Raw genomic sequence first — 11,494 nt, 5'->3', positions numbered from 1 at the left:
GACGCCGACGACCCGCGCCACCATGTTGCCTACCCCGATGCCGATCGCGGTCGCGATCGCCACGAGCCCAAAGCCCAGATGAGCCCATCCCCACGCGGTGTAGTCCACGGTCACGAGGAGATCCTTCTTCGGCACCACGTAGTAACCATCCTTGAAGATGCCCACGAAGCCGGCCATGGCGTGAAATGCCCCGATGACGATCAACATCACGCTGGCGAACGTGATCCAGCCGGTCCACCCCGTAACGGGTGTCTCCACGTAGTAAGAAGCGACCGGGTCGACCGCTCGAGGCCCCGGACCCTCGTTCGTTACATCGATTCTCGCGTTCGTCATGGCCTCTCCTTCTGTCGTTCTGTCAAACAATGAGGCGCAACGAGATTTCCGACATCACCCGTTGTGGGTTATTCGCCGCCCCGAACCCATCTCGACCCCTGACACCAGTCCTGAGGCTCTTCGACCGCATGGAACGCGGGCTCGTGACCGCGACCCAAAACGGCCATGCGAGCACGAGCTCATGGCTCAGCTGGGCGGCATACCGGCGGCAGCCCTTCCAGTGCCCGCCCGGCCTACGCGGTTCGCCATCTACAGTCGGAAAGCTCCGACGATCGGCTTCGGTGAATAGCCCGGCAATGATGATCGCCTCGCGAAGGAGCATGGCGCACCCCTCGTCGGAGCCAACGACTTGGTTCCACACGGCGTCGAACCGGCTCGCCAGTTCTGGTGTTGCGTCGAAGATGTCGACGGCGCCTCGTTCGGCAATGCCGCGCTCGTCGGGCACGCCCACGCCTCCACCGCATTCTCGATCGACGCGCGAGCGACGCTTCAGGGCGCCGCTGTTGACGGATGCGTACAGCGACTGCTTGCCCTTTGGGCTGAACGGCCGGACCACCGGCACGAGCGGGTTCTCGATCGGTGGCGCAAGTCTCGCTCGCCCGGAAAAGAGCGGCATTTCGCACTGCCTCCTGTGTTCTCGCCCTCCAGGCGAACGACTTCAGGAGCAGTCGCCCGCCTGAACCTCGTCGATCAGCGTCGAAGCCGAGGTCTGCACCACTGCGGCGGCGCCTGCCACCGGCTCAATCCCATCGGACTCGACCTGCTTCAGTGCCGTCCCGAGCTTTGACAGAGAGACCCGAAGGTCTTCCACTTCATTGCCGTATCTCGACTTGGCTTCATTCATGAACGCCCTTCCATCCGCCTGCACCCGCTCCACAGCCGATCGCACCGCCGATGTTCCTTCCTGTACGACGTCAACGTCCTTCAGTGATTGAACTGAGGCTGCAAACTTGTCCTTCGAGTCGCACAGCGCTTTCGTATCGGATTGCGACTCGCTACACCCCACGCCCGCCGTTGCAATGGCAAGAGCAACGATCAAGACACTCGCTCGTCGATGCATCAGGACCCCCACCGCAACTGCTCCGGGTCCGTGACGAGAGCGGGACGATGACTCCCGCTCGCGAGCCTCCTCGCGAGCGCGCACCACGCCTCGAACACGAACCAGGCCGCCTGACATCCAAACGTCAAGGTCACGCTCCGCAAGGTCATGTCTTGATCCGGCCGCGGCCGAGCGCGTCGACCCGTCCCCACCTACCGGGAATATCCAGCAGCTCCAGCCGACCGATGCTCCTCGGCAGGGCCGGGTCGACAGCGATCTGGTCGCCGACGGGTTCGAGGCCGAGCATCGTGCGCAGGAGCAACAACGGCGTCCCTGTCGACCATGCCTGCGGACTACAGGCCGTCGGGTACTGGACCGGATGCTTCGTCAGCGTCCGGGGGTAACCGCCGAACGCCTCCGGGAGCCGGCCGTCGAAGAACTGCGCGGCGTCCAGGATCCCGGCCGCGACCTTCGCCGCCTCCGCTTTGTATCCGTACCGCCGCAAGCCCCAAGCGATGAACGAGTTGTCGAACGGCCAAATCGTTCCGACGTGATAGCCGATCGGGTTGTACCGGCCCTCGCCTTCGGCAAGTGTCCGAATGCCCCAGCCCGAGTAGAGGGCCGGGCCCACAAGGTGTCGCACAACCGACTTCGCCTTGGACTTGTCGACGATCCCGCTCCACAGCAGGTGTCCGTTGTTTGACGTCAGGGAGTCCACCTTCTGACCGTCAGCGTCCAGCGCGACGGCGAAGTAGCCGCCGTCATCGACCCAGAAGTCACGGTTGAACCGTCGCTTGAACGCCGCAGCTTCCTTCTCGAGCCGATCGGCGAACGCGCCGTCGCGCCACACCTCGCGCGCGAGCCGAGCGCCTCGCATCTTGGCGTCGTAGGAATACCCCTGAAGTTCGCAGGTGGCGCGTGGGAATCCGGGCAGCGCCCCGTTTCGGTAGGAGATCGAGTCCCAGGAGTCCTTCCAGCACTGGTTCTCGAGTCCGGTCTCCTCGTTGCGGCGCTTGTACGAGACGTAGCCGTTCCCCCTGGAGGTCGCCGTATTCGTCGATCCAGTTCAGGGCGGCGCGAGCCTCGAACTCGAGCTCGCGGACAAGGGCGCGGTCGCCGGTCCAGCGCTCGTACTCGTCCAGCAACACAACGAACAAGGCGGTCGCGTCCGACGAGCCGTAGTACGGGGAGTGTGGCCGTTCCTCGAAGGCTGTCATCTCGCCATAACGCATTTCGTGAAGGATCTTGCCGGGGTCCTCGTCGCGGAAGTCGTCCACGCGTGAACCTTGACGCTCGCCGAGCGCGCGTAGCGTCGTCGCAGCCAGTTCGGGCGCGAATGGGAGCGCCTGCAGGCTCGTGAAGATGCTGTCGCGCCCGAACAACGTCATGAACCACGGCAGACCGGCTGCGGGAAGGGCGTGGCCGGGCATCGTGCGGGTGGTGAACCGGAGGGCCGCCAAGTCGACGAGGCTTCGTCGGTAGGCCTCGGTCAACGGTTCCCAGTCGCAGTTGAGGCGCGGCGCCTCCGCGAGCCAGCTGTCCAGGTCGCGCGCCATGCTCGGCCGCGGTTCTCTGTTGCTTGACCCGTACTTGGGACGGTCGTGACGCTCGCCGGTGGCGCTCAGCGCCGTCACCACGTTCACGTCCGTCTTCCACTCGCCGTGGGGCTCGAGCGTCAGGGCAAAGGACAGGCCGCGCTCGTCGATGGCTGCCGGCTCCGTCGCCGAGATCCACGTCTCACGTACGAACGGACCCCGTTCGTACCCGAGCACGAGCCGCCCGTCTTCCACACGGTTCTTGCGAATGCCTTTCTTCTCGAGGGCGTCTTTTACCTCGAAGAGGTCGGCAAAATCGCTATCTGCGTCGAGTCTGACGGCGACATCGACCGCCTTGTCGTCATGGTTCAGGACCGTCAACTGCTCGAGGAACCCGTCGCCCACCGCTCGTTGCCGGATCACTGAGAGCTTCGCGTCCACGTAGACGGTGCCGGTCCCACGTATGAGAAAGAAGCGAGCTTCGAAGTACTGGAGGTTGTCGACCGACAACGGGCTCAAGCGTTCGTCCGCGATCTTGAGCACCCATTTCGACAGGAAGCGCGTGTCGAATGAGAACAGCCCAGTTGGGTCTGTGAGCGACGCCTCGATGTCGCCGCGGGCATCACTCACGACGAACGTGTTGCCGTCGAGGATCTGGACCAGGTCCGCGCTCACCGCGCACGCCTCGCAACGAGGTCTGCCGCGCCGTCCGCACCCTCGGGTGCCGGGAACAGCCGCTGGAAGAGCAAGACCAGACCGAGGTCACCCTCGGGGACCAGCTCGCCTCGTAGGGTTGCTGCTATTGCGTTGACCCTCCCCGACGCCATGCCGTCGAACGTCGCCTTGTCGAGACGCACGATGGCATCGGCCTTCGCGTTCTTGTGCGACACGGCGACGTCGCCCTTGTCCATCGTCACGCACCAGTGCTCCAGCCGCTCACCGTCAACGAGATCGAACTGAACGCTGCCTGATGCGCTCTTGAGCAAGGGCTCGTGGCGACGAGTCGCCAAGTCGGCAAAGAACGAGTCGGTTGGAGACTGCACGCCGCCAGTCGACCGGCCTGTCATGCCGCAGTTACCTTGGCTTTCATGCGCTGGAACTCCGCGTCATCGATCAAGCCCTGCTCCCGCATGGCCGCGAGCCTGGCCAACTGATCGACGTCGGTCGGTGTGCTCTCGACAACGTCTCGGACATACCCGCGATACATCTGGTCCCGAGCCATTGCCTCATCTGCTGCGTGCTCGCTCATCTTCCGCCCCCGGGCGATGAGATAGACGAAGACACCGAGGTACGGCATGAAGATGACGAGGATCGACCAGAGGGCCTTTCCCCAGCCCGAGAGGTCGGGGCTCCGAAAGATGTCGGCGAAAACCGTGATCACAAGCCAGATCCACAGGAAGAACAGAACGAACCAAAGCATCGACAGAAACACCTGCCCGGTACCGAACTGAGCAAGGACCATCGGACTCTCCTTCAATGTGCGCTCGGGGCCTACGCCTCCGATGGCCCACTGTCACCCGACTCGGGCACCGTCCGCATCACCCCCGCTGGGTGATGGCACGCGCACGATGCATGAGAGCTGAGGTCGTTACCCACTACCCGTCATATCGCGACGCGGACTCTCGTCTCATGGCGTCACGAAAAAGCGCTCGGCGGCGCGCCATGCGGTTGATGGTGCGGTACGTCTGTCTCGCTTGAACGCGACTCCCCGCCCGTATCGCCATTTGCAATCCTCCGGGCGTCTTCTCGCGCCCTGGTGGACCGGCGGTGGCCGACCCGTGTTCCTGGCCCTCGACCTCGTCGAGCGTCCGTACCGTCGCCTCGAGTTCGAGCGCGAGGTCCGCCAGCATGTCGGTCGAGAGAAAGCCCTCGACCAACGGAAAGGCGCCGGCGCGACGGAGGGATTGCTTGAAGTCACGGGCCCAGAGGTGCTCGATGAGAAGTACGGCGATTGCCAGGTCTGACGGAGTGTCCGTAACCAGGTCCTGGAGATGCTCACGAGTCAACCCAACTGACTCCTTGCCAGGGGGCGCGTCGGCGACAACGACACGCCCGCTGGGCTCACCCTGGAATGCGAATCCCAGGAGCGCGCCGACGAGACCTCCGAGCTCGTCGCCCTGGTAATTCAGCGCCACGAGCTGATCGGCCTCGACGTCCTGCCCGACGAACAGGAGGTCGAGCACACGGATGAGACCCTTGCCGTCCAAGCGCTCCAGCTCGGCGAGGATCTGCCCGTCATACTCCGCCTCGGGCCCGAAGCCGATCGCGAGCAGCTGTACCGGTCCGATGTCAATCATGACCATCCTCCGTGTCTGACTCGTTGCCTCAGTGTCGGAGGGTTCCGGCAGCGCTCCATCACCTTCGCGGGGTGATCGGCGGTCCCCGCGGTCGGGTCATGAAGCGGTTGGAATGAATTCAAAATCACCCCGCAGGGTGATGTCACCCCGCGGGCGCTCACGAGAGGATGCAGTTCACAAGCCGTACGGGAGAGAACGGGCATGACGGTTGAGCAAACAACCGTCGGGGGACGGGGCCTCCGCGGGTCTGGCATAGGAAGCGCTGCAATGGCGGTGGGCCGCGCCTCACCGAAGCGGAAGAGCGCCGGCACGCGGCAGCCGGGCTCGGCGCCGGCCGAGAGCTTCCTATCGCCTCCGGTCCCAGCGGTTGCCGTCCATCGTGATCGCCTGCTGTCCCTGCTCGATCTTGCGCTCGAACAACGCCTCACGATCGTCGTCGCGCCGCCCGGCTACGGCAAGACCGTGCTGCTCTCACAATGGGCATCATCGCGTCGCCGGGAGCGAGTCCGGTGGCTCACGGTTCGGCCCGATCACAACGACACCGACCGCTTCGCTCGTGCGCTTTGCGCGGCCCTCGCGCCGACGGGCCGGCTCTCCGATGCCGTGACGGCGACCGGCACCGAATGGGGTCGGATCCGAATTGGCCCTGGCTTCCTGAGAACGCTTCCGGACGGGCTCGAAGTGACCCGCCCGACCACCCTCGTGCTGGACGATTTCCACATCCTGTCGCGTCCGGCCCTGGTGGACGAGTTCGCGGCCGTCGTCGACCAGGCGCCGCGTTCCCTGCACGTCGTCCTTGCGACGAGGGCCGACCCGCCATTGAGGTATTACCGCCTTCGGGTCTCCGACGCGCTCGTGGAGATCCGGCAGGACGACCTGGCGTTCACGCGGGACGAAGGAGCCAGGCTCATCTCTCGGGTAGCCGGCAACAGCGTGAGCGCGGCCCACGTCGATGCCCTCGTGGCGCGGACGGAGGGATGGGCGGTTGGGCTCCAACTTGCTGCCCTGTCGCTTCGAGAACGGCCCGACGTCGACGACTTCGTGGCGACCTTCGCCGGGGACGATCGCCACGTCGCCGACTACCTCACGGAGCAGGTGCTCAATCGCCAGCCCGATCACGTCCGCCGCTTCATCCTGTCGACTTCCGTGTTGGACCGAATGAGCGGATCGCTCTGCGACTTCGTCACGGGCCATTCGCGCAGCCTGGCGATGCTCGAGGAGCTCCATCGCACATCGATGTTCATCACGCGGGTCGAGTCTCGGCCGAACTGGTTCCGGTACCACCAGCTGTTCCGGATGCTCCTCCGCCATCACCTCCGGCAGGAGGACCCTGCTCTCGAGTACGACCTCGTACGTCGGGCGGCCGCTTGGCATCTTCAGCGCGACGACGTGGACGCTGCGATGACGTACCTCGCAGATGCGGGAGCCTGGGACGACCTGCTTCGGGAAGCGTCAACACACAGCGCCAGCACGTTTGCCCTAGGCGACGGACGTCGTGTTGCGAGCTGGATCGAGCGCGTGCCGCCGTCCGTGCGACGGGAACGTGGACGCGCGCTGTTGCTCGAGGCTGCAGCGTTGATCTTTGGAGGCGCGCCGACTGGCGTGGCTGAGGCGCTCGATGCGGTCGACAATGTCGTGGCAGCCTCGTCCGCTGACGGCATCGTCGCGGATCTCCTGCGCTCGTATTGGGCGGTGATCGGATATAACGCGTCGGAGGCCATCGATGCAGCCGATCGGGTCCTGAGCGGCCTTGCGTCGGTCGACGATGCGGACCTTCCCGACGTCCTCGGCCTCACGGGGGGCCGCATCGACGTGAGCTCCGCAGCGTTCGTCTCGCGCGGTATCGCGTACATGTACCAAGGCCGGCTCTCCGCGGCCCGGTGCGCCCTGGAGGGCGTGCCCGATGACGCCCACGGCGTCTGGCGGGCCATTGCGATGAGCTCGCTCGCCCTCGTCGAGGCGTGGTCAGGGAACCTCACGACGGGCGAGCAGCTGGCTCTCCGAGCCGTTTCGTTCGCTGAGCACGTTGGCCTCGGAGACTCACCGATCACCAACGCTCGGCACGCGTTCGCTCTCGTCGCGCTCCAACGAGGCGATCTGGGTCGCGCCGGCTCGCTTCTCGACGACCTCGAGGCGCGACCGGGCGGGAGCCCGCACCGTGCCGTCGCCGCGTGGATCGCGACCGAGCGGGCACATCTCGCACTCGCAGCCAGCGAGCCGGCCGCCGGTCTTGCCATCCTCACCCGCCAACGTGCCGGTGAGAACGCGGCGATTCCCTGCACGATCCTCGCCCGCCGGTCCGCGATCGAAGCGTTGCTCCACATCACACTCGGCGAGCTCGACAGTGCAGAAGCTGTGCTCGACGCGGCGCCAGAAGGCAACGACTCCGACGTCATGGCCGCGCGGACCCAGCTGGCGGTCGAACGCCGTGATCTCGCGACGGCACGGGCCCTTCTCGCCGGATGGTCTGAGGACCGCGGGCCACGTGCCCGCTTGGAGCGGCGATTGTGGCTCTCGATCGTAAAGCACCTCGAGGGGGACGAGGCCGGCGCGTGCGCGAACATCGCTGCGGTCGTGGCGGAAGCGGAGCCCCAGCACAACGTCGACCCGTTCATCCTGGCGGGCAGACACGCTCTCGGGCCGGCCCGGACACTGTACAAGGTGGCCCCGACGGCATTTCTGCGAACGATTGTGGACCGTCCTGTCACCGCGGGACGCGCCATACCCGTGAAGGAGTTCGTGGAACAGCTCACCGAGCGCGAGTACATCGTGTTGGCGCTCCTTCCAACTCGGCTGTCGAACACCGAGATCGCGGAACGGCTGGGTGTCTCCCTCAACACCATCAAGACACACTTGAAGCACATCTACCGGAAGTTCGACGTAGTCGGGCGACGAGACGCCGTAGATACCGCCGAGCGACTCCGTCTGCTCTAGCGCTCGCGCGATGCCTGGACGCGAGTTCTCCCGACCACGAGATCATGCCCACAAGCGAGGAGCGGTCAGCATCACGACGGTCGGGCGGCGGCCTCCTCATTCGGCCGCGACTCGTGGCACGGCTGCGCGAGGGAGTCCGGCACCCCTTGACAGTGGTAAGTGCACCGGCGGGATACGGGAAGAGCGTGCTGGTCGACCAGTGGGCGGCGGAGCACCGCGGCCAGCCCGTGGCACGGGTTGCCTTTGCTCGCGCGGATGACGGGGCGGTCGCGGCCGCAAAGCTGCTCGCGGCGCTCTCGGATCTCGGCCTCGAGCCACGCACGCTCGGCCGCGTCGATTTCGGAGAACCCGGCGGCTCGATGGGTGAGCGATTCGTCGACGACCTCGTGGACCAGCTGAAGTCGGCTGCGAATGCGACGATCTTCGCCCTCGACGCTCTCGACGCTCCGCAGGACGTCGACCTGGTCCGTGAGTTGGCCGTCCTGGTAGAGCGCATTCCGCGCAATATCCAACTCCTCGTGACGCGCCGATCCCGACCGCAGCGAATGCGCCGATTGGGCCCGCGCACCCGCGTTTTCCTCGTGGACGAGCGTGATCTGGCATTCACCACCGAAGAGGTGTGGTCGCTCGTTCGTGAAGTCTCTGGCCGCGAGCTCACCGATGAGCAGATCGAGCGACTTCTCACGCGTACCGAGGGATGGGGAGTTGGCGTTCAGCTGGCGGCAATCGGACTTCGCCGCGCCTCGGATCCGGACGTATACATCGACGCCTTTAGCGGCGAAGACCGGCACGTCGCGGCATTTCTCCTCGATCAGGTTCTGGCCGTCCAACCGCCGTTCGTCCGCCGGTTCTTGGCTCAAACCTCCGTGCTGGAGCGGGTGAGCGGCTCATTGTGCGACGCGTTGACCGGAGAGACCGGCGGATCCGCGCTGTTGAGTCGACTCGAGCTTGGCGCGGTCTTCACCCAGCGAATCTCCGACGCACCGGAGTGGTTTGTCTATCACCCGATGTTCCGCGACCTACTGCGTCGCGAGCTTCGGCTCGGTGAACCAACTGCAGAATCCCGGTTGCTCGTACAGGCCGCGGCGTGGCATGCGGAACGCGGCGATCTGGATGTAGCGGCCACGTACCTCATCGAGGCGGAAGACTGGACTCGTCTGCTCGAACTCGTTGACTCCCACGGGCAGTCGATGTTCGAGCACGGTCGCGCGCACGAGCTGAGGCGCTGGCTGGACGCGATCCCGTCGAGCGCCGACGTCAGCGACGGGCAGCTCGAGGTTCGTCGCGCCTACGTCCTCACGATGCTCGGAAATACGCCACAAGCGGGCCAGCTCTTGCACGGGCTCGAGAACCGCGAACAGTCCCGCGGTCAACAGGCCGCTGTCGAGGCACTACGGGCCACATGGAGTTTCATTGACGCGCCCATCGATGATTCCGCCGAAAGTGCACTTCGAGCTCTCGACTCCATGGACGCGGCGGAGCTTCCCGACATCTTCGGGATCACCCATCCCGAAAGCCTGATGATGATGGCTGCTGCCTCGCGCGCGCGAGCCCTCTGGTACGCCGGCGATTTCCCGAACAGTCGCCGCGCCTTTCGGGCGCTCGTGCGAATACCTGGCGTCTATGCGCCCTGGCTCACACACGTCCTGAGCGCACTCGCGCTTCTCGAGGCCTGGGCGGGCAATCTGCGCGTCGCACGAATCCATGCCTTTCGTGCGGCCGGCGTGGCGAACGACGCCGGTCTACTGCAGCACCCCGCGATCCTCGACGCGCGCATCGCGAGCGCGCACGTCTTTCGCGAGCGAGGCGATCTCCGTCGATCGGTGCGTTGGCTCGATGAAGCACATGCCATCGCCAAAAGGAGCCGTCGGCCGATCACCCAAGGGCTACACACAGTCGAGCGGGCGCTCTGGTTCCTCGCCGCGGGCCAGCCGGAGCGGGGCCTCGAAGGCATCGAACGCAATCGTCAAGCCGGCGAACCACCGCTGCCGATGCTCATCGAGTCCTACTTGCTTGCTGCCGAGATGCGGCTGTTGCTCTCGCTGCGTGCCATCGACCGGGCAGAGGCGACCCTCGAAGAGTCCAACGTGCCGCCTTTTGGAGAGCTGGCCGCGGCTGCCGTACAAGCGGCGATCCTACGCGGCGACATTGCGACAGCGCGGGCGCGGATGGATCAGTGGTACCTGGACCGAGACGCGGAGCCGCGAAACTTGCTGCAGCACGACCTCTGGGCAGCAATCGTCGACTTCGAATCCGGCAACCGGCGGGACGGCCTGAGGCGCGCATCGGCGGTCCTGAAGGCGGCTGAACCCGAAGGCCACATAAGGCTGTTCCTCGATGGGGGAGGTTCCGCCGAGCGGCTTCTGCGCACGCAACTTCACGCTGCGCCCACGCCATACGCTCGGCGCATCATGCGCTCCGCTCAGCGGTCGCCGGCGACGGCAGGCGCCGCTGTGCTCGGCCTCAGCAAACGAGAGCTGGAGGTCATCCGCTATCTGCCAACCCCATTGTCCAGCGCTGAGATTGCTGCGCACCTGTACATCTCGCTGAACACGCTCAAGACGCACCTCCGCAACATCTACGGCAAGCTCGACGTGAGGGGTCGGCGCGAAGCGATCCAGCGCGCCCAAGAGCTCGGCATCGCATAGCGAGCACTCAGCGCATGTGGCGGATCAGATATCCGAGCTCCGCCGCGTGGACATGGCGAGAGTCACGGTGCTCGAGGCGGTCAAACCAGGCCCTGACCGTCCTGGCCATTTGGTCTCTGGCGAATCGCATCTCCTCAACCACTTCCACCATGACCAAGACACTGAGGACGACCTTGAAGATGGCGTCCGTTCGAACGGAGGCCCTCCGCCTCTCGTGACCGTCGCGCATCTCTCCTTTCAGCTTCCCATCAGCTCGAGGCGTCATGGCCTAGTGATGATCTGAAGCGTCCGGCCGGGTGCGACTCACGTACTCCGGCAGGTCAGCATCTCGCCGATCGCGACATTCCCTTTCCAGCCGCGAGCCGCGCCAGGCGCGCCACGCGCACCCCGTCATCCCGATGACGGCGAGCGCGGCGCCGAAACCGGTCGCGAGCGCGGCGGACCAAAGACCCGTTACGAGAACGACCAGCCCGATCGGGATGAGCCAGGGCGCGACCCCGAGCAGCCGCCAACGAGCGAACCATCGTGGCCGGGCCGACTGCGATCCGAACGGTGCCTCGGCAACGGTCGCGGTCTCGGCGGCGCGGTCGGTCGTCAGCGCTTGTTCGATTCGCTCGAGACTGCGAAGCTCCTCACCCGTCAGCCGTACTCGATCATGGGACGGGTTCAGCCGGTCAGCCATTGCTCGTCCTTTCGGAAGAGACCGAC

9 protein-coding genes and 1 pseudogene are annotated in these 11,494 nt (G+C 65.5%); 2 read left to right on the top strand and 8 right to left on the bottom strand.

Going from position 1 to position 11,494, the window contains the following annotated elements; genetic code table 11:
* From E6G06_02125 to E6G06_02095, 7 genes and pseudogenes are all read right to left on the bottom strand, one after another.
* The coding region (locus E6G06_02125) for a hypothetical protein (protein TML93492.1) at positions 1-258 on the bottom strand (258 nt) is incomplete at its 3' end.
* Positions 259-355: 97 nt separating this feature from the next.
* Positions 356-895 carry a hypothetical protein gene (locus tag E6G06_02120; protein TML93491.1) on the bottom strand — a complete coding sequence of 180 codons (540 nt, stop codon included), beginning with the start codon at positions 893-895 and terminating at the stop codon, positions 356-358.
* A 96-nt stretch (positions 896-991) separates the two neighbouring features.
* The gene (locus E6G06_02115; GenBank protein ID TML93490.1) at positions 992-1,372 is read right to left on the bottom strand and encodes a hypothetical protein; all 381 of its coding nucleotides are present in this window, start codon (positions 1,370-1,372) and stop codon (positions 992-994) included.
* Positions 1,373-1,538: 166 nt separating this feature from the next.
* Positions 1,539-3,582, bottom strand: a pseudogene (locus E6G06_02110) (amylo-alpha-1,6-glucosidase).
* Positions 3,579-3,974 (bottom strand): SCP2 sterol-binding domain-containing protein, encoded by a 396-nt coding sequence (locus tag E6G06_02105; GenBank protein TML93489.1) that lies wholly within the window; start codon positions 3,972-3,974, stop codon positions 3,579-3,581. Before E6G06_02105 ends, E6G06_02110 begins: the two are co-directional and overlap by 4 nt.
* Positions 3,971-4,369: an SHOCT domain-containing protein gene (locus tag E6G06_02100; GenBank protein ID TML93488.1), complete on the bottom strand. Its 399-nt coding sequence runs from the start codon at positions 4,367-4,369 to the stop codon at positions 3,971-3,973. Before E6G06_02100 ends, E6G06_02105 begins: the two co-directional genes overlap by 4 nt.
* A gap of 133 nt (positions 4,370-4,502) precedes the next feature.
* Positions 4,503-5,204 carry a DUF1269 domain-containing protein gene (locus E6G06_02095; protein ID TML93487.1) on the bottom strand — a complete coding sequence of 234 codons (702 nt, stop codon included), beginning with the start codon at positions 5,202-5,204 and terminating at the stop codon, positions 4,503-4,505.
* Between the two features lie 201 nt (positions 5,205-5,405).
* Here E6G06_02095 and E6G06_02090 point away from each other — a divergent pair, with 201 nt between their 5' ends.
* The gene (locus E6G06_02090; protein TML93486.1) at positions 5,406-8,138 is read left to right on the top strand and encodes a hypothetical protein; all 2,733 of its coding nucleotides are present in this window, start codon (positions 5,406-5,408) and stop codon (positions 8,136-8,138) included.
* 185 nt (positions 8,139-8,323) lie between these two features.
* A complete protein-coding gene (locus tag E6G06_02085; protein TML93485.1) occupies positions 8,324-10,786 on the top strand; it encodes a hypothetical protein in 2,463 nt (820 codons plus the stop codon).
* A 268-nt stretch (positions 10,787-11,054) separates the two neighbouring features.
* Here E6G06_02085 and E6G06_02080 read toward each other — a convergent pair.
* A partial coding sequence (locus E6G06_02080; protein TML93484.1) for a DUF3040 domain-containing protein occupies positions 11,055-11,494 on the bottom strand: 440 nt, incomplete at its 5' end.

This window comes from Actinomycetota bacterium (assembly GCA_005888325.1).
GTDB lineage: Bacteria > Actinomycetota > Acidimicrobiia > Acidimicrobiales > AC-14 > AC-14.
The sequence above is the reverse complement of the archived record's forward strand: the minus strand, read 5'-3'. Positions and strand labels throughout refer to the sequence as shown.

Coding starts and splice junctions, on each gene's coding strand:
- E6G06_02105 (TML93489.1), bottom strand. CDS start 3,974: ATGACAGGCCGGTCGACTGGCGGCGTGCAGTCTCCAACCGACTCGTTC.
- E6G06_02090 (TML93486.1), top strand. CDS start 5,406: ATGACGGTTGAGCAAACAACCGTCGGGGGACGGGGCCTCCGCGGGTCT.
- E6G06_02095 (TML93487.1), bottom strand. CDS start 5,204: ATGATTGACATCGGACCGGTACAGCTGCTCGCGATCGGCTTCGGGCCC.
- E6G06_02100 (TML93488.1), bottom strand. CDS start 4,369: ATGGTCCTTGCTCAGTTCGGTACCGGGCAGGTGTTTCTGTCGATGCTT.